This window comes from Turicibacter sp. St.80E1 (genome assembly GCF_059728495.1).
Genome location: NZ_AP039386.1, coordinates 1,618,488 through 1,644,730 on the forward strand (window position 1 = coordinate 1,618,488; position 26,243 = coordinate 1,644,730).

Annotated in this window: 18 protein-coding genes and 2 other annotated features; of the genes, 1 reads left to right on the forward strand and 17 read right to left on the reverse strand. The window is 36.0% G+C overall.

Features of this window, described 5'->3' with window-relative positions; genetic code table 11:
- Nucleotides 1–56: 56 nt before the first annotated feature.
- From AC6I0I_RS07885 to AC6I0I_RS07920, 8 genes are all read right to left on the reverse strand, one after another.
- The gene (locus AC6I0I_RS07885; RefSeq protein WP_161832832.1) at nt 57–758 is read right to left on the reverse strand and encodes a hypothetical protein; all 702 of its coding nucleotides are present in this window, start codon (nt 756–758) and stop codon (nt 57–59) included.
- The gene (locus AC6I0I_RS07890; RefSeq protein ID WP_161832833.1) at nt 751–1,398 is read right to left on the reverse strand and encodes an ATP-binding cassette domain-containing protein; all 648 of its coding nucleotides are present in this window, start codon (nt 1,396–1,398) and stop codon (nt 751–753) included. The genes AC6I0I_RS07885 and AC6I0I_RS07890 overlap by 8 nt, the downstream gene beginning before the upstream one ends.
- A gap of 50 nt (nt 1,399–1,448) precedes the next feature.
- Nucleotides 1,449–2,669 carry a hypothetical protein gene (locus AC6I0I_RS07895; RefSeq protein WP_262953920.1) on the reverse strand — a complete coding sequence of 407 codons (1,221 nt, stop codon included), beginning with the start codon at nt 2,667–2,669 and terminating at the stop codon, nt 1,449–1,451.
- A gap of 278 nt (nt 2,670–2,947) precedes the next feature.
- A complete protein-coding gene (locus tag AC6I0I_RS07900; protein WP_161832835.1) occupies nt 2,948–3,775 on the reverse strand; it encodes a hypothetical protein in 828 nt (275 codons plus the stop codon).
- 643 nt (nt 3,776–4,418) lie between these two features.
- On the reverse strand, nt 4,419–7,016 hold the full coding sequence (adhE, locus tag AC6I0I_RS07905; RefSeq protein WP_262953919.1) for a bifunctional acetaldehyde-CoA/alcohol dehydrogenase: 2,598 nt from the start codon (nt 7,014–7,016) through the stop codon (nt 4,419–4,421).
- Nucleotides 7,017–7,484: 468 nt separating this feature from the next.
- The gene (gene thiI / locus AC6I0I_RS07910; RefSeq protein ID WP_161832837.1) at nt 7,485–8,714 is read right to left on the reverse strand and encodes a tRNA uracil 4-sulfurtransferase ThiI; all 1,230 of its coding nucleotides are present in this window, start codon (nt 8,712–8,714) and stop codon (nt 7,485–7,487) included.
- A gap of 46 nt (nt 8,715–8,760) precedes the next feature.
- A complete protein-coding gene (locus AC6I0I_RS07915) occupies nt 8,761–9,894 on the reverse strand; it encodes a cysteine desulfurase family protein (protein WP_262950451.1) in 1,134 nt (377 codons plus the stop codon).
- A 445-nt stretch (nt 9,895–10,339) separates the two neighbouring features.
- Nucleotides 10,340–12,067, reverse strand: coding sequence for a septation ring formation regulator EzrA (locus tag AC6I0I_RS07920; protein WP_161831974.1), 1,728 nt, complete (start codon nt 12,065–12,067; stop codon nt 10,340–10,342).
- A gap of 656 nt (nt 12,068–12,723) precedes the next feature.
- Between AC6I0I_RS07920 and rpsD the strand changes: the two genes are divergently transcribed.
- Nucleotides 12,724–13,323: a 30S ribosomal protein S4 gene (rpsD, locus tag AC6I0I_RS07925; RefSeq protein WP_055241189.1), complete on the forward strand. Its 600-nt coding sequence runs from the start codon at nt 12,724–12,726 to the stop codon at nt 13,321–13,323.
- A 90-nt stretch (nt 13,324–13,413) separates the two neighbouring features.
- Here rpsD and tyrS read toward each other — a convergent pair whose 3' ends face one another.
- From tyrS to dnaG, 9 genes are all read right to left on the reverse strand, one after another.
- Complete coding sequence (gene tyrS / locus AC6I0I_RS07930; RefSeq protein WP_161831973.1) at nt 13,414–14,679, reverse strand: tyrosine--tRNA ligase; 1,266 nt, start codon at nt 14,677–14,679, stop codon at nt 13,414–13,416.
- A 110-nt stretch (nt 14,680–14,789) separates the two neighbouring features.
- Nucleotides 14,790–14,993, reverse strand: a binding site (T-box leader).
- A gap of 44 nt (nt 14,994–15,037) precedes the next feature.
- Complete coding sequence (locus AC6I0I_RS07935) at nt 15,038–16,027, reverse strand: substrate-binding domain-containing protein (RefSeq protein WP_161831972.1); 990 nt, start codon at nt 16,025–16,027, stop codon at nt 15,038–15,040.
- A 219-nt stretch (nt 16,028–16,246) separates the two neighbouring features.
- Entirely contained in the window at nt 16,247–17,308 is a 1,062-nt protein-coding gene (locus AC6I0I_RS07940; protein ID WP_161831971.1) for a bifunctional 3-deoxy-7-phosphoheptulonate synthase/chorismate mutase, read from the reverse strand.
- A 115-nt stretch (nt 17,309–17,423) separates the two neighbouring features.
- Nucleotides 17,424–19,841, reverse strand: a complete 2,418-nt coding sequence (gene pheT, locus AC6I0I_RS07945) for a phenylalanine--tRNA ligase subunit beta (protein ID WP_262953918.1) — start codon at nt 19,839–19,841, stop codon at nt 17,424–17,426.
- 23 nt (nt 19,842–19,864) lie between these two features.
- Nucleotides 19,865–20,893, reverse strand: coding sequence for a phenylalanine--tRNA ligase subunit alpha (pheS, locus tag AC6I0I_RS07950; RefSeq protein WP_161831969.1), 1,029 nt, complete (start codon nt 20,891–20,893; stop codon nt 19,865–19,867).
- Nucleotides 20,894–20,937: 44 nt separating this feature from the next.
- Nucleotides 20,938–21,145: a binding site (T-box leader), on the reverse strand.
- A 73-nt stretch (nt 21,146–21,218) separates the two neighbouring features.
- A complete protein-coding gene (locus tag AC6I0I_RS07955) occupies nt 21,219–22,325 on the reverse strand; it encodes a Nif3-like dinuclear metal center hexameric protein (RefSeq protein WP_161831968.1) in 1,107 nt (368 codons plus the stop codon).
- On the reverse strand, nt 22,322–23,005 hold the full coding sequence (locus tag AC6I0I_RS07960; protein WP_161831967.1) for a tRNA (adenine(22)-N(1))-methyltransferase: 684 nt from the start codon (nt 23,003–23,005) through the stop codon (nt 22,322–22,324). Before AC6I0I_RS07960 ends, AC6I0I_RS07955 begins: the two co-directional genes overlap by 4 nt.
- A gap of 11 nt (nt 23,006–23,016) precedes the next feature.
- On the reverse strand, nt 23,017–24,399 hold the full coding sequence (gene rpoD / locus AC6I0I_RS07965; protein ID WP_161831966.1) for an RNA polymerase sigma factor RpoD: 1,383 nt from the start codon (nt 24,397–24,399) through the stop codon (nt 23,017–23,019).
- Nucleotides 24,400–24,412: 13 nt separating this feature from the next.
- Complete coding sequence (gene dnaG / locus AC6I0I_RS07970) at nt 24,413–26,212, reverse strand: DNA primase (protein WP_161831965.1); 1,800 nt, start codon at nt 26,210–26,212, stop codon at nt 24,413–24,415.
- Between the last annotated feature and the right edge of the window lie 31 nt (nt 26,213–26,243).

The window sequence follows — 26,243 nt, forward strand, 5'->3', positions numbered from 1 at the left end:
AGATTACCTTTTTTTATATTTAAAAAAGGAGGTTTATCCTATTATTAGGACGCCCCTTACTTTTTTAAATATTTAGTAAGAATCTGATTTTTTAAGCTAATATAGTGGTTAAGTATTTGCTTATCGTTTATTAAAAGTTCGTAATCCCGGGTTTGCCCCCACGTCTCTAACAATTGACCCTCATCCATTAACTGAGATTCGACCTCTGTATTTATAGTTAACGGATATTTAGCGTATAATTGCGAAGTTGGTAAGAATGATCGTTTCTCTTCCTCTGACCACTTATAACCCTGTGGAGCTTGTAAATGGCTCAAAAACAAGATGTATTTATTCCCATCTTGAATCAATTGATAACCCGATGAGTCAAAGTAGCCATTTTGATGATCATCCATCCATTTGATGAAATACGCCGGTTCGTAAAGGATAATTTCATCCCCTGAATTAACCTCCCCCTTTAATACTTTATCGATAACTAGAGTCGTTTTCGTTGCCTGTTTGACTAATTCCCTTTCTCGAACCTCAGAAACTGTCACGATTAAATCCGATGCTTTCTCCAACTCCTCTACTGTTTGAATATCATCATTAAAATAATTCATCGGCCGATAAGAAAAGGATTCTGCTTGAAAGTGTTGAAATTCCTCAAAATTTGCAATTTTATTATTCAAATCGAAAGATTTTCTTGTCACTTGCCCAAAAATAAAAGCTCCACCAATGAGTAAGATGATGGTAAAAATGAATAATTTTGTTCCTTTACTCATACGTCGTCACCTCTGAAAGTCTTCCGCTCTCCATTTTCATAAAAACATCGGCCAATAATCGGATGTCATCTTTATTATGACTTGCAATTAAGACAATTGCCCCTCGCTCTTTTTCCTCAATTAGAATTTGTCTTAACAATTGGACCGCCTCTTCATCTAAGGCATTTGTAGGCTCGTCAAAAACAATCAAATCCGGGTTTTCCATAATCCCCTGGGCAATCGCTAATCTTTGTTTCATTCCCAAAGAGTATTTTTTTACTGGTCGTTTATCCTGCGGGTCAAGCCCAACTCTTCGTAAAGATTCTATGATTTCCACATCAGTTATTTTTCCCTGAATAGATGCTAACATCTTTAAATTTTCAAATCCACTAAACTCTTTCCAAAATGACGGAGTTTCAATAATGACTCCTACATTAGGAGCATACGAAACATCCCGATGAAGTTTGAGATCGTTGAAATGGATCTCCCCTGTTGTTATTTTAATTAATCCACAAATCGCACGAAAAAGCATCGTTTTACCCGACCCATTTCTTCCAAAAATACCATAAATCTTTCCTGATTCAAATGTTGCAGAAATATTTTTTAAAACATCGTCATGACCTATTGTTTTAGAAACATTCATTAAAACTACATTATGCATTTTTTTCACCCCAATTAAAAATTTAAATGTTCACTTCATTTTTTTACTATTTAATAATTTTCTGTCTTTTTAAACACGTGATATAATACTCCACTACAAACAAGAAGACCCACTAACAGATAAACAAAAGAAAAACTAAATGTAAAACTTGTATGGGTTAACGCCATTAATTCAGTATGCCACGACATCACAATTTGCGAGACAGGAAGCCATTTTATCATAAATAAAAATGATGGATGCCATTCATACAAATAAGCCACCATAAGAAAAGACGCATAAAACACCGTAATGGTAACGATTCCTCCTAAACTACTTTTCGTTAAAAAACATACAAGATTAGAAAGAAGAGTCATCAAACTAAAAAATAGTACGAGTAATCCGAAAAGAATTGCAACTTCTTCAAATAAATACAACTCGAAATGATAACCCAAAAAGACAGAGAGCCCCAAGGTCATCATGATAAGCCCCGAACAAAAAAGAGTACTTTCTTTTAGCAATTCACTCATCATTTTGACGAACCAAATCCTTTTACGTTGAATTCTTGTGAGAACAAGCTCTCCCCTCTCAAAATAATCACGATATATCTTGTCTCCATTTAAGGAGATAAAAGAAATAAACGGCAGGGAAAAGATAAATATCGGAATAATGGTTTGTAAAAAATCAAATTCTACGACATTAAACATCGACAAGGTTGCTTCAAACATACTTCCTTCTTGTTGAAGATTCCCAATTAAATAGGAATATACCGTTAAAACAATAGCACAAATTAGGGCATGAATAAGTAATCTTTTATGATTAAATAAGCCCACCCTTTTTAGAAAATAACGTTGTCTCTGAAGACGTCCTCGCTCCCGATGCATACGCTGTAATAAAATAAAAGTACCCAGCCAAAGGAAACTCATCACAACCAATGCGACTAAATTATCTTGTATATCTCCACCTGGAAGAAACCAATTGTTTAAATAGATGATCCGACTGATTGAAAGATTAGGTTGGCGAAGAAGATCCCCTAGCAATTCTGGAATTTGGAGTAGGACGACCCCTATTAAAAATGAAACAATGGATTGGTTTGTTTTTAATTGGATTAATAGCTGTAAATTTCCTAATAGATTAAAACCAATAAATTGTAGGCAACTCGAGAATAAAATTAAAATGAGGACTACTGGCGATTGGTCGGCTACTAAAATCCACACTCCTAAAAGAAAAAACGGCAAGTTAAACAACGTAACAAACAGACAAGCGTTTATCATGATTAACTTTAATTGCCCCATCAATTTTTTTCGACTACCTTTAAATCTTAGAAGAACCTGAATATTTGTATATTGATTCCAAAACCACATTAAAATAACTAAAAATAAAGGACAGATAAAAAAATTTATAATAACTGTGTTAGATTGAATAGAGTATAATCTTTCAAATTGATAAAATAGCCCCGAATAACTCCTAAATGCAAGGAAGGAATAAAGAACCGAGAGCGTGAAACTTACCATTAATAAGGTCCTTCCAAATCCCCCTAACCAAATGCGTTTCAACAAATTTTTCTCAAAGATCATGACTCAATCAACTCCACTCGCCGAGTATAAATAATAAGAAGGCCAATAGCAATCACAACTAAACCAATGAGCCATAGAAAAGGGGTAATTGCACTGCCAAGAGCATAGGGTCTAAACGCAATATGCCAACTCCAACGTTCCATTCCAGTTAGCGCTAATGCTAATCCCCCCATAATAAATCCGATAAAAATACCAATGATGGTTAAATAACTATTTTTCCCTACCCAGTTAACCACGGAAAAAATGAATACGGCGAGGACGCTCGCAAAAAGGCTAATTAATAAAACATAAAAATACGTATATCCCCATTCTGAATTTAACCTTAGCAAATCAAAAGCGTAAAGGGAAGAGTATTGATTCAATCCAATATCGTATGCTGGAAAACTAAGGTCACTATCCCCAGCAATACTTGGAAAAGTAAAATAAGTTAATAGGATATTAACGCTTAAACTAAAAAAAGAAATGACAAATGGGAGCGTCATGACAGCAAAAACTTTAGATACCATAATTCGCTTTAATGACGTCCTCGTTAAAAGAAGCGATAATGTCCCATTGTTTTTTTCTAAAATAAAATTATCTGAATATAAAAAACCTGCCAATAATGGCAACAACATTGTAATAAGACTAAGAAAATAACTACTATAACAACTAATCATAATCGTCATTTGACTTGCCCTTCGAATAAACGAAAAGGATGTCCCATAAAACTCCAAGCAATTAACTAAAAATGCTAAAATACAAATCAAAAGAAATAGCATCGAAATAAATCTAACCTCAATCCGACGAAACCCTTTCCTCAATTCGTTAAGATACAACTCCCACACAATTAATCCTCCTTTGCCTACTCCTCTATCATATCAACCATTGGTGTTGTCATTAGAACCGTGAAGTTATCCTAAAAACTCTCCTAGATATTAATAAAAAACTACACTTTAAGAAACTAATTTCAAAGGATAGTTTTAAATCGACAATTGTATATTATCTAATGATTTTATAACTTTCATTTTCTTAAGACATTCTTACCGGTTTTGATACATGACTTACATGGTCCAATGACAAGTTATTCATGCTGACTCTCTTCTCATCTTGCCTATCAACTTGTTACCTCCATTATACTACCTTTATTTCCCTAATTGTGTTTTTTTTTGTGATTTATGTTTTTTTTAATAAAAAAATGTATAAAAAGGGATATCTATGTCTCTTAAAATTAAAATCATTTTATACCGCCAAGCCATGAAATGAACTGAAGGCGCGTTGTCCCTCTTAAAAATAAATAGTGAAGTCTGACTCGCAAACAACATTTATCGTTTACCATTGATTGAAATTATAAATCAAACACACCTTGCGTCTTCTTTCATTGATTAATTCCCTCTGTAATGACTCATTCTCCCACATAAAAAGGCGATCCACCCTAAGGTAGACCGCCTTTTTTGTCAGAGTAAGTATGCGAAATTTAAAATAAAAAACTTATTTTGCTTCTCCATAGAAAGCATTTAAATATAATTGTTTGATATCTTGAATTAATGGATAGCGAGGATTTGCTGCTGTACATTGATCATCAAATGCTTCTACAGCTAAGCTATCAAGTGATGCTAAGAACTCCTCTTCTGATACATTACATTCTGAAATGCTTGCCGGAATATTAATTTCTTGTTTTAATTCGTTAATTTTACGAATTAAAGCTTCTACTTTTTCTTCATCCGTATTTCCTGTTAATCCTAGATAATCTGCTGCTTTTGCATAACGCTCAATTGCTTGAGGTGTTTCATATTGTGGGAATGTTCCTTGTTTAAATGGTGCATCTGTCGCGTTATATTTAATGACTTCATTAATAAGTAAGGCATTCGCAATTCCATGAGGAATATGGAATCTTGCTCCTAATTTATGTGCCATTGAGTGACATAATCCTAACATTGCATTAGAAAATGCCATTCCTGCCATACATGAAGCATTGGCCATTCTTTCTTTTGCCACCTTCGCCTCAGCTCCTCCATGGTAAGACTCTGGAAGATATTCAAAAACTAATTTTGCAGACTCGAGTGATAATGGAATTGTGTATTCCGTTGCAACAGTCGCTACTAAAGATTCAAGAGCATGTGTTAAAACATCAATCCCTGAAGCTGCACATAACCCTTTTGGCATTGATAACATTAAAGCTGGGTCAACAATGGCCATCGTTGGCGTTAATTCATAATCCGCTAATGGATACTTAATTCCTGTTTCATCATCCGTAATAACGGCAAATGGCGTAACCTCTGATCCAGTCCCTGCTGATGTTGCAATACATACAAGGCTAGATTTTTGTCCCATTTTAGGGAAACGATAAATACGTTTGCGAACATCCATGAAACGCATCGCTAAATCAGCAAAATCTGTTTGTGGGTGTTCATATAAAACCCACATAATTTTAGCGGCATCCATCGCAGATCCTCCACCTAGGGCAATGATTACATCTGGTTGGAAATTAGCCATTGCTTCGGCACCTTTTTTAGCATCTGATAATAATGGATCTGGGTGAACATCAGTAAACATCGTGTATTGAATATTATAACGATCTAACTCATCTGTCACATGTTTCGTATATCCTAAATCAAATAATACTTTATCCGTTACGATGAATGCTCGTTTTTTCCCATCAAATTTTAAATCTTCTAATGCTACTGGTAAGCATCCAAATTTATAGTAAACTTTTGCTGGCACTTTAAACCAAAGCATATTTTCTCTCCTTTTAGCCACTGTCTTAATATTAATTAAATGTTGCGGACCAACGTTTTCTGATACTGAGTTATTTCCCCAAGATCCACAACCTAATGTTAATGATGGGGCTAAAGCAAAGTTGAAGATATCTCCAATTCCTCCGTGTGCCGTCGGTTGATTAATTAAAACAGTTGTTGTACGCATACGTAACATCATTGCTTCAATATCTGCTTTCGCACGTAATTCATCCGCATAAATAGCCGACGTATGTCCTAATCCACTATGGTTCACTAATGTTTCGGCCATTTCTACTGCTTCTTCATGATTTGAAGATTTGTACATTGCTAAAACAACAGACAATTTTTCATGAGCAAAAGGTTCTTCTAAAGAGGTATCCGTTACTTCACCAACTAAGATTTTAGTATCCTTTGGAACTTCAAATCCAGCTAATTCAGCAATTTTATAAGCAGGTTGTCCTACAATTTTAGCATTTAATGCCCCATTGATAATAATCGTACGACGAACTGCCTCTAATTGTTCATCATTTAAAATTAATGCCCTACGTTTTTTAAGTTCCGATTTAACACCTTCATAAATTGCCTCATCAACAATAATTGATTGCTCAGATGCACAAATCACACCGTAATCAAACGTTTTTGAAAGTAGTAAAGAGTTTACTGCCATTGGAACATTACATGTTTTATGGAAAATAACTGGTGTATTTCCTGCACCTACTCCAATAGCTGGCGTTCCTGAAGAGTAAGCTGATTTTACCATTCCTGGACCACCTGTTGCTAAAATCAGATCCACTTCGCGCATTACTGTATTTGTTAATTCAATACTTGGCGCATCAATCCATGCGATTAATCCTTTTGGAGCCCCCGCTGCCTCAATTGTTTCACGAATCACTTGAGCCGTATAATTCGTACAATTTTTTGCACGAGGATGGGCTGAAATAACAATCGCGTTACGCGTTTTAATCGCCATTAAACATTTAAAACATGCTGTTGACGTTGGATTTGTTGTCGGGATGACTGCACCAATTACCCCCACTGGTTCAGCAATTTTTTGAATTCCAAATGATAAGTCCTCTGATAACACTCCACACGTTTTTACATCACGATATTTATTATAGATGTACTCAGATGCATAGTGATTCTTAATGATCTTATCCTCAACTAACCCCATTCCTGTTTCTTCAACTGCCATTTGTGCTAACGGAATGCGCAAATTATTGATTGCCATTGCCGCCTTGTAAAATAATTCGTCTACTTGTTCTTGTGTAAATGTTGCAAACTCACGTTGAGCAGCTCTCATCGTTTCAAGAGTTGACATTAATTCCTCAACATTTGTAATTCTATTTGTCATTCCGACTCCTCCTCAAAATTGTGAATAGATTCACTTTGATTCCTCTTAAGTATACTACATTGTGAATTATTTGTCTAACAAAAACGCGATTTAATTATATTTTTTTCACAAATTAGTAATAATTAGACACTTAGCTTATTACTACGCTCCTTCCATTTTACACTAGAAGAACCTAGCTCAACTTGTTTTTCGTCCGACACTTCATGACTCATTTCCCCCCTTTATTCGCTCCCTCTGTTTAGGTCCTTATTATCCTCTCTTAATGGATGGCTAACCTTATCGCTTTTAAGTAGGTCTCACCATCCTGTAAGAGGCGAGTCATTCTTAAGACGATACTCCCTTTCCATAAACGTTCAACTCGTTATGACCGTCTAGCGGCAAATAAAAAAGGCAAGTCGGAATCCACTCACCTCGTGGATTCTGACTTGCCCGTCTACTCACTCGTATTAAATGAATTTGTCTGCCCTTTTAAAATAAATCATTCAGTGCACATGCTGTATTATCTTCAAGTTCAATCATTTCTCCTGCACTCACTGTAATGATTTCTGTTTGATCAATACATTGTTGTACAAGAGAGTCAAAATCAAAGTTTTGTTCAAATTCCACACACTTTTCAAGCGATGGATTTGTCGCCGGATGTTCAGGAACAAAGACCGTACAACAATCTTCATATGGACGAATTGAGATATCATAAGTATCGATTTTTTTCGCAATTTCAATAATTTCATTTTTATCAAGGGTGGCCACTGGACGAATAATCGGCATATTAGTAACGGCATTAATTGCATACATGCTTGCCAACGTTTGAGACGCTACCTGTCCTAAACTTTCCCCATTTGCTAAAACTAAAATTTCACGTTTTTTGGCAATTCCTTCAGCAATACGATACATCATACGGCGCATAACCGTCATCGTATAACTGCTCGGAATGTTCTCGTAAATCGCGGTTTGTAATTGCGTAAATGGAACGATATGTACATCAATACGACCTTCAGGCGCATAATGTGCATTTTTTTCCATTAAATCAAGAACTTTTTGCTTTGAACGAATAGATGTATAAGGTGGAGAAGCAAAGTGAATGGCCTCTACTTCAACCCCGCGTTTTTGCATTAAATAACCGGCAACAGGACTATCAATTCCTCCTGAAATCATGAGAAGACCTTTCCCGCTAATTCCTACTGGGAACCCACCTAATCCTTTAATATGTTCAGCCATAATAAATGTTCCTTCGCGACGAACCTCTACAAAAACAGTCATATCAGGATGATGCACATCAACACTTAGATGAGACGTATTAATAAGAAGATGAGCACCAACTGCACGTGAAATTTCACCCGATTGCATCGGAAATTGCTTATCTGAACGTTTAGTTTCAACCTTGAATGTTGTTTTAACAGCTGGTTGCTCATTAATGATCTCTAAAGCTAATGCTTTAATCGCATCAATATCATTTTCACAACGTGCCGTCAAACTGTATGATTGTAATCCGAATACTTTATCTAGTTGCTCCGTCACAAGGTCAGGATTTGTCCCATTTAAAATAATATAAAAACGATCACGAGTCACTTCATACTTTAATTGCTTCAAATCACTTAATTTACGTCTAATTATTTTATGTAAGGCATTTTTAAAATACTTACGATTTTTCCCTTTAATCGATAATTCACCATAACGGACTAAAATACGATCATAAATCATTTCATCATTTCCTTCCTCGTCTAAAACTATGATTTTGCTAAGATGATTAATATTTTAATTGAGCGATGACTACTTTTAAAGCTTTAATTAACTGATCGACATCTTCTTTAGTAGAACGATCAGAGAAACTAACTCGCACACTTTCTAAGGCGATGTCTTCACCAATTCCTAGTGCCATCAAAATTCTTGAGGCAGCCGCCGATTTTGAAGAACAAGCGGACTTCGCAGAGATATACACGTCGTATTCTTCAAGCGCATGGACTAACGTTTCCCCTTTAATTGGAACTGCGGCAAAATTAATGATATATGGGGTCTGTTCTTCACGGTTACTATTGATGACAACACCGTCTATTTTTTCTAATTCTTGTATCGCGTAGTCAAAAAGACTTTTAACATGACGATAATTACTATCTAGTGGCTCAATCACTAATCGTAATGCTTTGGCTAAAGAAACAGCTCCAGCAACGTTGATCGTTCCTGAACGAAGGCCATACATTTGATGCCCACCTGTAATTTCTGGAGCTAGAGTTAAATATTGATTCATAATCAAAGCCCCACACCCTTTAACACCGTGAAACTTATGAGCAGACAATGATAATAAGTCAATATTCATTTTATCTATATCCACAGGAATTTTCCCAATACTTTGAACAGCATCCACATGAAACTTAACTTTTGGATACTTTTTAAGTAATTGTCCAATTTCATAAATAGGGAGGATCATTCCCATTTCATTATTGACATGCATACATGAAATTAAAATCGTATCTTCACAAATCGCCTCTTGAATTTGTTGAAGGATCCCCTCTTTCGTTGCCGTAACGTCAATATAAGTGACTCGGAAACCTTCTTGCTCTAATTCCTCAATCGTTTCATGAACTGATGCGTGCTCAATAGGAGTGGTAATAATATGGTTCCCACGTTTTTTGTAAGCATGACAAAACCCACGAATCGCTAAGTTGTTACTTTCTGTTGCTCCAGAATTGAAAATAACCTTATGGTTTTTGGCGTTTAAAAGCGTTAGAACTTGTTTTTCTGCTTGAATAAGAAGTTGTTCGGCTCTCGCCCCAAACGCATGTAATGAACTCGGATTTCCCCAAAAATTTTCATTAACTTTTACAAAGGCTTTTAATACTTCTGGATCGACAGGAGTTGTTGCACTATTATCTAAATAAATCATTTTGATTCTCCTTCCGACATAAACATCTCAGAACCATTTTAAACTTTTTAACTCGGATGAATTCTTTTTTAAATGAGACGAATTCAATAACCTCTTCACGTGCTACCTTATTGTTTCGACATTATACCACATAACGCATATAATCTCAAATCGCAATATTTTCTGAGTTTATGACATACAAAATGGTTGTTTTATGATCTGCTTACACTATAAAATATGAAATTCGACGTAAAAATGTCAAAAAAATTACGATTCACCTGATATAAAAAGGCATGGTTGGTCTCTTACTATTATAATATGCATCTGTAAAAAATTCACTTCACTTATTGCATTGAAATCATTATTTTTTTCCTTTTAAATTCAAGTGAATGCTTAGAGAAGGACCTTTTACTAATAAAAAGAAAAACTATCTACTCGTTAACGAACGACATAGATAGTTTTCCCCCTAAACCAATCCCATTTTTACTTGTTGTTTAAATTGTTTAAATGTTATTTCAAAGGATGCTCCCTCAACCTCTTTTAATAACTCATACATTTTTTTTATAACTGTGGCATAATTTCCTTGACGAAATTGATCCTCTGCAATGGTCAAATCCACGACGTACATTCCCTCACGCTCGATATATCGATGACCATAAATCATTAATCGTTCCGCAAGTTGTGCCTCTAAAACCTCTGTCTCTACACGCGTTGAAAGCTCATCAATCGATGCCTGAACAAGCGTCAATTGTTTATCAATTTCCGCAATATTAATCGGAAGACGACCGATCGTATCAAAAAGCAATTGAACAGAAAAATTCGCTCGTTTAATTAGCTCTACTGTTTCTTCATTCTCAATTGGAAAACGAACTTGATGATACATCCCTTTTAACTGATTAAACGTCTTTAACAACATTAACGCTTTTTGACGACATTCCTTTTCCCCTGCATAAAGTCCTTCAATCTCACCATCAAATAATCGTAATTGCTCTTTTAATTCAATGCCTTGTTGCCCCATTGATGTGAGTTCTCGAACAAGTGTTGAATTAGCCGTTTGATTTTCCTCTATTCGACCCAGTAAATAAGTAAACTCATTATTTACAATTTTCAGCTCATTTAAAAGTAAATTAAATTGTTGCTCTTCCTCCTCTGGAAGACGATAATTATCCTTTATATTTTCGTAACGAGCGTTTAATGTTTCTCCTTGCTCCTTAATCTGTTGCATGGTCACCTTCATCTTCATGACCATTTCTTTGATCGTCGTTTGAAGATCGTACTCTTTTTTCATAAATTCAATCATTTGCTTTGCATTATCATGAATCTCTAATAACGTCGCTTCAATTCTTTCAAAATCAAAACGTTTAATCCACTGAGGAATCTCTTCTAACTGACCATGATAATAAGAAATCGTTTCTTTTATCTGTAAATGCTTGAGGTAAACTCCAGATGAAATAATCGTTTCATAACTTTTTAATACTTCTCTTAATAAAGGTTTTAACTCATTTGTCAATGTTTCCTTGTAAAGAGGCGCCCGTTCAAACATATAAGTAATTGTTTCGATATGTGATTTAATTAATTCTAATGTTTCATCTGCCAAATCGTAGTTGCAATCATCCATACATTCATTAAATTTCAAAAAGAAAACTTCAACATCTTTAAATAAGGTCTTCATTTCTTCTTTAAAATCAGAGTATTTTTCCTCTTCCGTTTCATAGCGAAATTTAAGTTGTTCAAAAGAATCTTTTAAAGCGATGACATTTGAACGATTACGCTCTTCTGATTTCTTTAACGCTTTAATTTCTTCAATTAATTGTTCAACTTCTTCTTTTAATCCATCAAGCGTTTGTTGTAACTCCATTAATTGCTCATCGGCTTCTGAGAAGCTTTTATCTGCAACGAGTTCCTCCGTATAAATAATTTGTTCGGTTACCATAATAAAATCTGACTCTAATTTTCCCCAACGACGTTCCCATTGTTGAACCAATTTGACAATTCGCTCACTCTTTTTAGTACTGCGAAGCTTAGCTAATTCAAATGGAACGGTCTGATTAGAAATCTCATGTTTCATATAATCTAAATCATCAATTTTCGCATAATATTGCTTCTTCTTTGAGACAATAATGACTGAATAAATTAATACAATGGCCAATATAACAATCATTAGGATCAAAATAAGTAATTTAAAATCTATCATAGTATCCTCCCACCATGTTTTATAAATGAGTTATTGTTAAATAATCATATCATAATTTGATAAAAAATCCTATGCTTTCTACGGTTTTCTACTGACTTTTTAAGAAACGACACTGATCATTAACCTCTCATTTTTTTCTTTTCTAAATGAAGAAAATGATTGCTTTTCTTATCCTATCCAACCCCTATAGGTCGACTCATCCTCGGTCTCTTCACTTCTTATATTAGACCCGAAGATAGAAAACTTTCACGAAATACCCAAAACGAGAGGGATTTGGAAAACACAATCTCCATCTTGAAGACATTAAAACACATTTATAGCAACACTTTCTGCAACTAATTGTCGAAACCATTCAAATTGATAGAATTTATGATGAAATTTTTAGAAATTGTTTAGAACTTTGATTTTTTGTTGACAATAATATTGAATCTTGATATTATACTGGAGTGCGTTGATGAAAGGCAGCTTTTTATCTAACTGTGATGATTAGATTAAACCTCAATATTCCCTTTAAAGGAATTGATGGCATATCGTATAACCTTTTGGCTGCAAAGGCGAGGATATGGGATTTTAATCTAACTTATAGTATCGGATAAATTTTCTCCTTTTTTGATATGCAAAATCAAAATTCTGACAAATTAAAAGGAGGTCATAGCATGGCTCGTTATACTGGACCAAGCTGGAAAATTTCTCGTCGTTTAGGATACTCAATCTTAGAAAACGGTAAAGAATTACAAAAACGCCCTTATGCACCTGGGCAACACGGACAAGCACGTAAAAAAATCTCTGAATACGGATTACAATTACAAGAAAAACAAAAATTACGTCATGCATATGGAATGACTGAGCGTCAATTCCGTCGTACATACGACCGCGCTGGTAAATTACAAGGTAAACATGGTGAGAACTTCTTATACTTATTAGAATCTCGTCTTGATAACTTAGTATACCGTTTAGGATTAGCTAACACTCGTCGTCAAGCACGTCAGTTAGTTAACCATGGTCACATCTTAGTAGATGGACAACGCGTTGATATCCCATCTTACTCAGTAAAACCAGGACAAACAATCAGCGTTCGTGAAAAATCAGCTAACTTAGCTATTATCAAAGCTGCTTTAGAAGGAACTGTTCACCGTCCAGACTTCGTATCATTCGATGAAGCTACAATGACTGGAACATTCGTACGTTTACCAGAACGTTCTGAAGTATTCGCTGATATCCACGAAAACTTAATCGTAGAGTTCTACAGCCGTTAATCTTTAATCTAACGGTAAAAAAGACTTCGAGCAATCGAAGTCTTTTTTTTATTCAATTCAATAAAAAAAGGAAAGAATTTATCTTTCCTTTTAAACATGTTTAATTAAGAAATATTTTTTCTTTCCACGACGAATAACTGTAAATTTACCACCAATGGCTTGTTCTTTAGAAACTACATAGTCTAAGTCCTTCACCTTTTCACCGTTAATAGAAATTGAGTTATTATTAATGAACTCACGTGATTCACGTTTTGAGCTTGCTGCTTTCGCAAAAACAAGGGCATCAACTAAGTTTAAATCTTCTGCTAATTCAACTGAAGGCACATCTTTAAACCCAACTTCAATCTCTTCAGCTGATAGATCTGATAAATTCCCGCTAAATAATGCTTGAGTAATTTTTAAAGCTTGCTCATAAGCCTCGTACCCGTGAACAAGTGTCACCACTTCTTTCGCTAATGCCTTTTGTGCTAAACGTTCATGTGGTGCCGCTGTAAATGCTTCTTCAATCGCATTAATTTCTTCCTGTGATAAGAAAGTAAAATATTTTAAGAATTTAATCGCATCTTCATCCGCCGTATTAATTAAAAACTGATACATTTCATAAGGAGTTGTTTTCGTACGATCTAGCCAAATCGCTCCACCAGCAGTTTTTCCGAATTTTGTTCCATCAGACTTTGTCACTAATGGCATCGTTAACCCAACTGCTTTCGCCTCATGGCCCATCGTTTTACGGATTAATTCTAACCCTGATGTAATATTCCCCCATTGATCTGATCCACCAATTTGAAGAACACATTTTTTAGTCTCGTATAAGTGTTTAAAATCCATCCCTTGTAAAATTGTGTATGAAAACTCGGTAAATGTCATTCCGTGATCTAAACGAGAGCATACCGTATCTTTCGCCAAAATATAATTAATATTAAAGTATTTTCCGAAGTCACGTAAAAATTCAATCATACTTAAATTTGATGTCCAATCATAGTTATTTACTAACTCAGCCGCGTTTGATTGATCACCAAACTCAAGAAACTGCGACAACTGACGTTTAATACTTTCTGACCATTTAATAACCGTCTCATGGCTATTTTCTTGGCGTTCTGCTGAACGTCCTGTTGGGTCTCCAATTAATCCTGTAGCCCCTCCTACAAGTGGAAGTGGCTTATGCCCTGCTCGTTGAAATCTCTTTAACGTTAAAATAGGAAGTAATGATCCAATATGTAAACTATCTGCCGTTGGGTCAAATCCACAATAAAGTTTAATATTTCCTTCTTCCATTAATGCATCTAATGCTTCTAAATCTGTACAGTCGTTAATTAAACCACGCCACTGTAATTCTTTTAAAAATTCATTCTTCATAGGTTCACCTCATTTAATCATTTTTAGATCATTCACTTCCTTAAAGCATGCTAGATTCGAACCTCTTCTTCGCGCCATAAAAAAAACCCTTCAGATGTTTAAAAACATCATGAAGGGACGAAATGTCGCGGTACCACCCTACTTGTTAAATATCGTCTATTTAACCACTCAAGTTGATAACGGTAAAAACCGGTTCTAACGAACATGCTCCAAGAATGTAATTCGTGATTATCACGGCCTTAGTTCTCACCAATCACTAAGTCTCTGTCACTGCCCTTTAATAATCATTACTTGTGTCTTATCATTGCATTATTATTAACGTTTGGATTATAACAAATTATATCTTATACTGTCAAGATTATCGAGTCGTTTGACGCCAAACAAATGAGTGAGGTAACGTAATTTGAGTTTCCGTAATTTCTTCCTCTTTCATCAATTTAGTTAATAAGCGCATGGCAACAGCCCCAATATCATAAGTCGGAATGTTAATTGTACTTAATTGTGGGCGTGACATAATCGCATATTTTGTATTTTGGAATCCGATAATTTCTAAATCTTGAGGAACATTAATTCCATGATCAATGGCCGCATTCATAAACATGACAGCTACCGAATCACGAACCGCTAAAGCTGCTTCTGGCGCTTTATTATTATCAAAAAACTCTTTAAACGCATTTAATGAACTTTCAAATTTAGTATATAAACCTAAGACACGAGGTTCTAATCCCGCTTCCTCTAATGCTCGACGATACCCTTGTTCTTTTAAATCGTTCATCGCATGGTGTGAACTTGAAGTAATAAACGCGATATCTTTATTTCCGTTTTCAATTAACTTTTTAGTTGCTTCATAAGCAGCTAATTCATAATCAATTAAAACAGCGGGTAAACGACCTTCTAAATCTTTAACTGATAATAATACAGTTGGAACCGTGTCCGTAGCTAATCGCTCAACCTCATCATCTGTTAATTTATCGGCCATCATTAAAACACCATCAACCTGAGAAGCAATCATATTTTGCCACGCATTATTCGCAATATCATTTTCATTATGTGTGACATTTAAGAACACAGAATAGCGATATTTATCCGCAATATCAGCTACCCCATCGATCATTTCCGATGCTGATGCACGTGAACATGTTGGGACAATCAGTCCAACATTAGTTGAACGGCGACTCGCTAATCCTCGTGCAATCGCATTAGGACGATATCCCAACTCCTTAATTGCTGTTAAAACACGCTCACGTGTTTTTGGTTTTACCTTTTCAGGGTTATTTAACACGCGTGAAACGGTCGCTAATGAAACATCTGCAACACGTGCCACGTCATAAATGGTTACTTTAGACATATCATACACTCCTACTGCTTTAAAATTTCCTGCACTTTTTTATTTTGATTACTCACAATTATCGACATTGTAAGCACTAATATTGTCTGTTTATTCAACTCTCTCTACCATTTTATAAGAATTGTACTTATTTATCAACATTTTAATGAAAATTTTCATTTTTAAATCGCTTGCTTTTTCTACTTATTTTTAGTATGGACAGGAAATGTTTAACTTATTCTAGTTGCGTAGTTTTTTGTAAAATAAATCAAATTCTTCTAAACTCATTTGCTGATTAGCATCCGATAACGCCAACATTGGGTTTGGATGTACCTCAGCCATAATTCCATCAGCTCCAACCGCTAAAGCCGCCTTTGCAATCGGTAATAAAATATCCTTACGTCCTGTTGAGTGGGTAATATCAACAAAAACAGGTAAATGCGTTTCACGTTTTAAAATAGGCACTGCTGAAATATCTAATGTATTACGTGTTGCCTTTTCATATGTACGAATTCCACGTTCGCATAACATCACATTTGGATTTCCATGCATCGCAATATATTCCGCAGCATTGACAAACTCTTCAATGGTTGCACTTAATCCGCGCTTTAATAAAACCGGTTTGTTAATATGCCCTAATGCTTTTAGCAGGGAAAAGTTCTGCATATTACGTGCCCCAATTTGGATGACATCAACGTATGGTAAGGCGGCCTCTAAATCACCTGCATCCATGATTTCACTCACCACACGTAAACCATATTTTTTAGCTGCTTCCGACATCATCTTTAACCCTTCAATACCAAGCCCTTGGAAATCATAAGGAGATGTACGTGGCTTAAATGCCCCACCTCTAATATACTTTAATCCTTTTTCAGATAGATTTTTTGCAACACGCTCCATTTGTTCCTTTGATTCTACGCTACATGGACCGAAAACAAAGGTCGGTTCACCATCACCAATCATATCCCCTTGAACATCGATGACAGTATCTTCTAATTTATTTTTACGCGAAACGAGTAATCCCTTTTTATGACTTTTCTCTTCTTGAAGTTTGACACTTACTTTAAAAATTTCTTTGAATACGTGAATCAGCATCTCATCTGTTAAGGGTCCCTGATTTTTTTCTCTTAACTTTTCTATAATTTGCTGTTCACGAATCGGATCATATTTTTTTAATCCTTGCTTGTCCTTTTCACGACCAATTGCCTCTACTAAAGCTGTTCGCTCATTTAATAAATCTAACAATTGATCGTTAATTTCATCAATTCGATTTCTTAATTGTGTTAAATTTTCACTTGTCATGTTATCACCTCATGATTATAGTTTATATGTTATTATAGGGATTAATTACTTTTTTTAACTTATTAGCACAAATAAGGTAAAAAAAGGAACAAGTTTTACTTGCTCCCCTTTTTTACTAACCGCGTAAAACAGCTGAATGTTCATCTGTTAAAGCATTTAATACTTTTTGATGAACAGGTTGTAAGTCCTCATCAGTTAAAGTCTTCTCATTATCTAAATAATACAATGAAATAGCAACTGATTTCTTACCATCTTCAACACCTTTACCTTCGTAAACATCGAAGACTTCTACATTTTGTAAAAGCTTATTAGCCGCTCTTTTTATCGTTTGCACTAAATCTCCCGCTAAAACATCTCGGTTCACAACTAAAGCAATATCGCGTGTCATTCCCGGATGCTTAGGCACTGGTTTATACGATTGTCTTGATGAATCTAATGTAAATAAAAGATCTAATGATAATTCAAAGACATACGTCTCATTTAAATCAAGCGTACGTTGTAATTCTGGATGAATTTGTCCAACAACTCCGACTAATACCTCATTAACGTATACCATTGCCGAACGTCCTGGATGAAAATCTTTATACTCTTCAGGTACAACAGGCACATAAGTCACATTTAAATGACCCATCTCTTCTAAAAGTGTATCCACATACCCTTTCACCATATAAAAATCAACTTTTTCAACTTTTGATTGCCACTTATTTGTTTCTAAATGACCCGTCATTGCTCCCGAAATCTTTGTTTCCTCTAAATAGCGATCATTTTCTTTAGCATAGACCTTCCCAATTTCATAAATTGCAACGTTCTCAATCGTACGTGCATTATTATAGGCAACAACTTCTAACAATTGAGGAATTGTCGATTGACGTAAATAAGCGCGTTCTTCGCTCATTGGCATCGCCAATTTCACAAGCTCCTTCTTAGTTTTTGGCAATGATAAACATTGTTCCGCCTTCTTAGCTCCTGTTAAAGAGTAAGTAATCACTTGAGTAAGACCACATGCCATTAACGTTTGATGCGCTTGATGACGAAGTAATTGAAGTGGACTATATCCGCCCTTCATATCCGTCGCCGGAAGCGTCATTGGAATATTATCATATCCGTAAATACGTCCTGCCTCCTCAATTAAATCCTCAACAATAGTAATATCTAATCGACGAGAAGGAACATTAACTTTAAACACCTCTTGATCTACCGTATAAGCAAAACCTAATCTTTCCCAAATAGTGGCCACTTCATCTGTTGTCATCGTTGTTCCTAAAACAGAGTTAATTTTATCAGCTGTAATTTCAATGACAACTGGCGTCATTACCCACTCATCACATGCTACAATTCCTTGACAAACTTCCCCGTTCGCCAATTGTGCCAACAATTCAGCAGCACGATTAAGCGCTAATTCTGTACGATTTGGATCAATTCCTTTTTCAAAGCGTGCTGATGATTCTGAACGTAATCCTAGGCGTGTTGATGTTTGGCGAACAGATAAACGATCAAATAAAGCAGACTCTAATAAGACATTAGTTGTCTGATCCGTTACTTCTGTCTCAAGTCCTCCCATCACTCCTGCAATCGCAATCGGTTTAACTCCATCCGTAATCACGAGGTCGCCCGCAACTAACTCACGATCTGTCCCATCTAAAGTAGTCATTGTTTCCCCTGATACGGCCTCTCTTACCACAATCTCTTTTGAAGAAATTGTATCATAGTCAAAAGCGTGTAAAGGCTGCCCCATCTCTAACATCACATAGTTTGTGACATCGACAACATTATTTTTAGGACGCATTCCTGCTGCAATTAAGCGGGCCTGTAACCATTGTGGAGATTCCTTGATCTCAACATTTTTTACGACGCGAGCTAGATAGCGAGGCGCTTTGTTTGTCATCGAGCTCACTTTAATTAATTCAGCTGCCGATTCTTTTACCTCCTGCACATTCACCGCATCAAAATGAACGTCACGTGATAAGATAGCTGCAACTTCGTAAGCCACCCCATACATCGATAAGCAATCCATACGGTTAGGTGTTAGTCCTAGTTCAATAATCGTATCATGGAATTTTAAGTACTCTAAGGCGTCCATTCCGATTGGAGCATCATCTGCGCAAACGAAAATTCCATCCGCATAAGCATGTGGAACTAACTTTTGTTCAATTCCTAACTCCTTTAATGAACAACACATTCCGTTTGAAGCCTCACCGCGTAATTTTGATTTTTTAATTTTGAAATTTCCAGGTAAAACTGCACCCGGTTTAGCGACAATAATTTTTTGTCCAGCTGCGATATTTTTCGCACCACACACGATTTGTACAACTCCGTCTTCTCCACCAACATTGACTTGACAAACCGATAATTTATCCGCATTTGGATGTTGCACACGTTCCTCCACATAACCAATCACCACATTTGTAGCGGTTGATAGAACGTTCACCGATTCAACCTCTATTCCTGTACGCGTAATCTTCTCTGCTAACTCTTTTGGATTTATATCGCTTAAATCAACGTACTGGCTTAACCAATTCACTGAAACTAACATGTAAATAGCCTCCCACTTTTATCTTATTTAAATTGATTGATAAATCTTAAATCATTAATATAGAAATTTCGAATATCTTCAATGCCATACTTTAACATCGCAATACGTTCTGCCCCAATTCCGAAGGCAAATCCTTGATATTTCTTAGAATCAAATCCTGACATTTCTAACACATTTGGATGCACCATTCCAGCACCTAAGATTTCAATCCATCCTGTTCCCTTACAAATATTACATCCATGACCCGAACACTTAGAACATGTAACATCCACCTCAACCGATGGTTCCGTGAATGGGAAGAATGATGGGCGTAAACGAATTTCGCGATCCTCACCAAACATCTTGCGCGCTAATTCTAATAAAGTCCCCTTTAAGTCCGCCATTGTAATATCTGTATCAATCACTAATCCCTCGATTTGTGTAAATTGGTGTGAATGCGTCGCATCATCATCATCACGTCGATAGACTTTCCCAGGACAGATAATTTTAACAGGTCCTTTTCCTTTTGCCGCTTCTAATACACGTGCTTGAACAGGAGAAGTATGCGTACGTAATAACGACTCCTCTGTAATATAAAATGAATCTTGCATGTCACGTGCTGGATGCCCTTTAGGTAAGTTAAGTAATTCAAAGTTGTAATGATCCCACTCAACTTCTGGACCTTCTTCAACAGTATACCCCATTGAAATAAATAAAGATTCAACCTCATTTGTCACAGCTTGTAATGGATGAACAACTCCGATACGTGTTCGACGACCTGGAAGTGTCACATCAATTGTTTCACTCGCCAATTGCATCGCAATTGCTACCTCTTCAAGTTCTACTTTTTTACTTTCAATCGCTTGCGAAATAGCCGTTTTAACTTCATTTGAAACCTGACCAGCACTTTTGCGCTCTTCTGGGGCCATGTCTTTCATATTTTTCATGACTTCTTGAATGGGTCCCTTTTTCCCTAAATACTTGACGCGAAGATTATTTAATTCTTTTAAATCAGTTGTTTGTCCAACTTCCGCTAAAGCTTGAACTTGCAATTCTTTTAATCGATCTAGCATTTTTATTCCTCCATCTATATTCTTTTCAAATAAAAAAACGTCCTAAAAAGGACGTTTCACACGCGGTACCACCTTTATTGCTAAGATCAAAATCCTTAGCCACTTCAGTAACAATAACGGTTTAAACCGGATGGGATTAGCATCACTCCAAAGGTGAATTCAAGAGTTTACCTATAAAAGTGTTTGCAGTCTAGGACACTTTCTCCCTCAATAGTCAATTCCTCTTTACTATGCCTTTTTCAACGTTTTTTTATTTTTCTTAATCTCTATTATATCTTTTTCATCAAAAATGTACAAGAACTTATATCAATTAGGCCCTATTTCATTAGACAAACTGAAAGGGCTCCGTACTAATTTTTGAATCGATCGCTATCCCTGCTACCCATTCATTTAACAGATTGGCTACATGTTGCTTCATCATACATTCCGCATGGTGTCCGACGTCTAAGACATTTAACCCCATATCTTGTGCATCCTGAGCATCATGAAACCCAACATCTCCTGTAATAAATAAATCCACCTTACGTGCCTTAACAGGACCAAAATAGCTACTTCCGCTCCCACCGATGACAGCTACCGTTTTAATTTTTTTATTTAAATTTCCAACAAATCGAGCATTCGAAATATTTAATGCTTGTTTAACCTGTTTGATGTACGCTGCTGCTTCAAGTGGTTCTGAAATATTTCCAACACGTCCGAGTCCATATTGAGCTCCTGGCATCGTCACTTGCAGTGGGTAAACGTCGTATGCCATTTCCTCATAAGGATGGACCTCTTTTATTTTACTAATCACAGACTGAACTTCACTAGCTTGAACAACGCCTTCAATCTTAGACTCGTTCACATGCTCTAGTTGATTCACCTCACCTATAAAAGGATTGCTATTTGTTAATGGTTTAAAAGAACCTATTCCCTCAGAAACAAATGTACAATGTGAGTAGTTTCCAATTTGCCCGACTCCTAGGTCCCCCATCGCCTGACGGACCTTCTCTACATGAGTCTGAGGCACATAAACGATAAGTTTTACATACTCCTCACGTTTCGTTGGAATAAGGGGTTTAATATTTTTTAAACCTAAAGCATGAGCTAAACAATCATTCATTCCATTAGTAGCAATATCAAAATTTGTATGCATACAATAAACACAAATATCATGTTTAATACAAAGTTCAACAATTTTTCCTTTTGGCGTATTCGTGTTAACGGTTGCTAAAGGACGATAAATGAATGGGTGATGGGCAATGATTAAATTAGAACCCTTTTCAATTGCCTCTTCAACAACCGCCAATGTCACATCAAGTGTGACTAAGGCCGTTGTCAGTGGGCGATTAACATTTCCAATATGAAGTCCGATTGGATCTTTATCATAAGCTAATTTTTTTGGAAACCATTCTTCAAGTTTTTTTATAACCGCACTAATAGTCAAACTCATTTTTTTAATACCTCTTTTAAAAGCGATTGACGATGATTTAAAGCATCGATTCTTGGATGATGAGCCGGTAATTGATTAATAATTTGATTGTTTTTATCATATTCCTTTTGCCATCTTTCTTCGAAGACCTTACAAGATGACTGACGTCTTAAAACAGGACCAAATTCGAGATCTAATTCGTTATACACCACCGGAGTTTGACTCGGTTGCACAACAATAATCTCATAAATTTTTTTTTCATCAAGAACAATTTTCTCATCTACAATCTCAAATTGATTTTTCATTAAAAAGGTGCGTAATACATTAGCATCCAAATTAGGTTGTAGAATGAGTCGATTAAAAGATTTAGCCAGCGGGATATCCGCCTCTAAAATCGATGTAATCAACTTTCCTCCCATTCCAGCAATAACCACGCCCTCAACTTCACCTGGCTTTATAACACTCAGTCCTGATCCTAAACGCGTCTCAATGAGATCGTCTAAGTTATATTTTGAAATAGTTGCCTTAGCAGCCTCTAGTGGACCTCCCCCAACATCGGCTGCAATGGCTCTTTTCAATTGTCCTCTTAATAGTCCGGCACAAGGTAAATAAGCGTGGTCCGTTCCAATATCGGCAATTGATTGTAAAGGATGAAGAGCATCCAGACATGTTTGTAATCGTAACGATAATTCGCAATTCATAGTCTCTAATCCTATTCTTCCATAAAGTCTTTTAATCGACGACTACGAGAAGGATGACGTAGTTTACGTAAAGCCTTAGCCTCGATTTGGCGAATACGTTCGCGTGTCACTCCGAACTCTTTTCCTACCTCTTCAAGTGTTCGAGTACGTCCGTCCTCAAGTCCAAAACGTAAACGTAAGACGCGTTCCTCGCGATCCGTTAACGTCTCTAATACATCGTCTAATTCTTTTTTTAACATCTCATTAGAAGCGAATTCAGATGGTGATAAAGCATCCGCATCTGGAATAAAGTCACCTAAGTGAGAATCGTCCTCTTCACCGACTGGAGATTCTAATGAAACAGGTTCTTGAGAAATTTTTAAAATTTCTCGCACTTTTTCCGGGGAAATTCCCATCTTATCAGAAATTTCTTCTGGTAATGGTTCACGCCCTAATTCTTGAACAAGTTGACGTTGAATGCGAACAAGTTTATTAATCGTTTCGACCATATGCACTGGGATACGAATGGTACGAGCTTGGTCAGCAATCGCACGTGTAATCGCCTGACGAATCCACCATGTGGCATATGTTGAAAATTTAAATCCTTTTCGGTAGTCAAACTTTTCAACTGCTTTAATAAGCCCCATATTTCCTTCTTGAATTAAATCTAAAAATAACATTCCACGCCCAACATGACGTTTCGCAATACTAACAACTAAACGTAAATTGGCCTCTACCAGACGTTTTTTAGCGTATTCACCTTCTAGAATGACACGGCGCGCTTGCTCGTCCGTTAATTCAGTAATTCCAATTAAATATTCATTTCCGTCATTAGCTTCACCCGCATTTTTAATTAATGAATCGATACGTTCAAGCAATTCAGATGGAATTTCTTCATTTTGTCGGCGAATTTCCATGATTTCTGCCGAGATATCCCCACACTCAATCTTTTTAGCAAATCCGATTTCTTCTTGACTCGATAGTAATTCTACACGACCAATTTCTTTTAAATACATTCGGACAGGATCATTAATTTTGAATTGTGATGTAAATTCAAAGTCATCAAATTTTTCTTCTAAATCAACTTCTTCTTCGGCACTAAAATCGGCAGGAATATTTTCCTCTTCATCCTCATCCGTATTAAATTCTGGTAAAATCAACGCTGGTGTTTCTTCAACCTCTTCAGGCTTCGCTTTAACTACCTTCGGTTCCGTTACCTTTTCGGCTTTCACGATATTAATTCCTTCCGAATCATATAAGTCTAAAAAAGAGCTAATCATTTCTGGGTCTAATTGAACTTGTGCAAAATCATTATTGATTTCATCATATGTTAAATAGCCGCGCTTTTTACCTAATTTAATAAGCCGGTTATTAATTTCTAGTATTTTTCTTTCGTCAAGTACCGGATTTGACATAAAACCACTCCTTCTACTTCTCAAACTGTTGTTTGAGTTGATTCACTTTACCTAGTAATTCTAATTTTTGGTGATCTAATGTTGCTTCGCTAATTTGTTTTTTCAACTGTTCCATTTGTACTCTATAAACATATTCTTTAATAACAGAAATTAAATCGTTAATTACTTCATCATCACCCAGTGGAGGCAATGATTCGCATTCAAAAATAATATCTGTAATAGGCTTGACTAAATCCTCATCAATCCAATTTAAAAAATATTGTAAATTCATCGTTTCATGCGTCGTGTAATAATCGAGAATATACAACACAATATTTCGACGCGTAGAATCGTTTAAATATCCATTTAACTCTTTTTCCACCTTCAAAGCGACACGTCGCTCTTTTAACATGTAGTGAATTAACATTTTTTCAGATCGTTCATATTTAGTATCTCGTACTTGTCTTGAATGTATTTGTACGTTTTCGTTTTTATTGTTGTTAATATTTACATTTTTATACACTTGACTTTTACTGCTATAATTAAACTCCTGAAGAATACTCTGTTCACCGATTGAAATATCATGAGCTAATTTTTTTAAAATCAACTCTTTTAGTGTTGCGCTTTGTAAGGTATAGGCAAAGTGATAGATTTGTCGTTTAAATTGTTCACGATGACTAACAAAATCTAAATTAAATTGACGCCTGATTGAGAGATACTGATAATCAATAGCTGGAATCGCTTGATCAATAAGTTTAGAAAAGGCCTCGCTCCCGTAAGTTTTAATGAACTCGTCCGGGTCCATATTATTTGGAAATTCAGCGACACTTATTGAAAAATTTTGCGCCATTAAAATAGGAATGGCCTTACTTGCTGCGGATAGCCCCGCCTTATCTCCATCAAAACAAAGAATGATTTTATCCGTTAAACGACGTAATTCACGGCTATGTTCTTCAGTTAACGCCGTTCCCATCGTCGCTACAGATTCATCAAACCCGGCTTTAACGGCGGCGATTACATCCAAAAAGCCTTCAAATAATAAAACGCGATTATGTCTTCGAATTGAACGTTTCGCTTCATTTAAGTGATAAATAAGCTTCCCTTTCTGAAAAACATTGGATTCTGGTGAATTAACATATTTTCCTAAATGGGTATCCCCATCTAAGAAGACTCGTCCACTAAATCCAACCACGTGTCCGAGCTTATCTGAAATCGGAAACATGATACGGGATTTGAAGCGATCGTAGTAATGACCGTTGTGTTCATTAAGTAGGCCGACTTGGGCCGCCAATTCTAACGGGTACTGATTGTTCGTTAATGTTTTCACCAGAGCATCCGAATAGGAGGGAGCTAATCCAATCCCAAACGCATCAATCGTTTCGCTATCAATCCCTCGTTCTTTCAAATAGGATAATGCTTCTTTTCCGTCTTTTGTATGGTTTAAATAGTAATGATAAAATCCCTTTGCAAACTCTAAAATCGCAAACTCATTTTTAAACTGTGCCTCTTTTTGGCTCGAATCCGATGACACGCTAATGTCTGTTTGAATGCCCGCCCGCTGAGCTAATTTTAAAATTGCTTGAGGGTATGAAACAGCTTCAATTGAGGAAACAAAGGAAACAACATTACCCCCTTCACCGCAACCAAAGCACTTATAAATTCCTTTATCAGGAGATACGACAAAGGAAGGGGTATTTTCACCATGGAAAGGACATAACCCCTTATAATTTTTACCTGCTTTACTTAACTGCACATAATCGCCAATGACATCAACAATATCACTTTTTGCGATGACTTCATCAAATAACTCCTGAGGAATTTTATTCCTTCCCATTGCATTCACCCTCTTCCATCTCGTATTTTGC

What these genes read in the sequence shown, in the direction of transcription:
- AC6I0I_RS07885 (WP_161832832.1), bottom strand. Translation starts at nt 758, where the DNA reads ATGAGTAAAGGAACAAAATTATTCATTTTTACCATCATCTTACTCATT.
- AC6I0I_RS07890 (WP_161832833.1), bottom strand. Translation starts at nt 1,398, where the DNA reads ATGCATAATGTAGTTTTAATGAATGTTTCTAAAACAATAGGTCATGAC.
- AC6I0I_RS07895 (WP_262953920.1), bottom strand. Translation starts at nt 2,669, where the DNA reads ATGGGGCAATTAAAGTTAATCATGATAAACGCTTGTCTGTTTGTTACG.
- adhE (WP_262953919.1), bottom strand. Translation starts at nt 7,016, where the DNA reads ATGACAAATAGAATTACAAATGTTGAGGAATTAATGTCAACTCTTGAA.
- thiI (WP_161832837.1), bottom strand. Translation starts at nt 8,714, where the DNA reads ATGATTTATGATCGTATTTTAGTCCGTTATGGTGAATTATCGATTAAA.
- AC6I0I_RS07915 (WP_262950451.1), bottom strand. Translation starts at nt 9,894, where the DNA reads ATGATTTATTTAGATAATAGTGCAACAACTCCTGTCGATCCAGAAGTA.
- AC6I0I_RS07920 (WP_161831974.1), bottom strand. Translation starts at nt 12,067, where the DNA reads ATGATAGATTTTAAATTACTTATTTTGATCCTAATGATTGTTATATTG.
- rpsD (WP_055241189.1), top strand. Translation starts at nt 12,724, where the DNA reads ATGGCTCGTTATACTGGACCAAGCTGGAAAATTTCTCGTCGTTTAGGA.
- tyrS (WP_161831973.1), bottom strand. Translation starts at nt 14,679, where the DNA reads ATGAAGAATGAATTTTTAAAAGAATTACAGTGGCGTGGTTTAATTAAC.
- AC6I0I_RS07935 (WP_161831972.1), bottom strand. Translation starts at nt 16,027, where the DNA reads ATGTCTAAAGTAACCATTTATGACGTGGCACGTGTTGCAGATGTTTCA.
- AC6I0I_RS07940 (WP_161831971.1), bottom strand. Translation starts at nt 17,308, where the DNA reads ATGACAAGTGAAAATTTAACACAATTAAGAAATCGAATTGATGAAATT.
- pheT (WP_262953918.1), bottom strand. Translation starts at nt 19,841, where the DNA reads ATGTTAGTTTCAGTGAATTGGTTAAGCCAGTACGTTGATTTAAGCGAT.
- pheS (WP_161831969.1), bottom strand. Translation starts at nt 20,893, where the DNA reads ATGCTAGATCGATTAAAAGAATTGCAAGTTCAAGCTTTAGCGGAAGTT.
- AC6I0I_RS07955 (WP_161831968.1), bottom strand. Translation starts at nt 22,325, where the DNA reads ATGAGTTTGACTATTAGTGCGGTTATAAAAAAACTTGAAGAATGGTTT.
- AC6I0I_RS07960 (WP_161831967.1), bottom strand. Translation starts at nt 23,005, where the DNA reads ATGAATTGCGAATTATCGTTACGATTACAAACATGTCTGGATGCTCTT.
- rpoD (WP_161831966.1), bottom strand. Translation starts at nt 24,399, where the DNA reads ATGTCAAATCCGGTACTTGACGAAAGAAAAATACTAGAAATTAATAAC.
- dnaG (WP_161831965.1), bottom strand. Translation starts at nt 26,212, where the DNA reads ATGGGAAGGAATAAAATTCCTCAGGAGTTATTTGATGAAGTCATCGCA.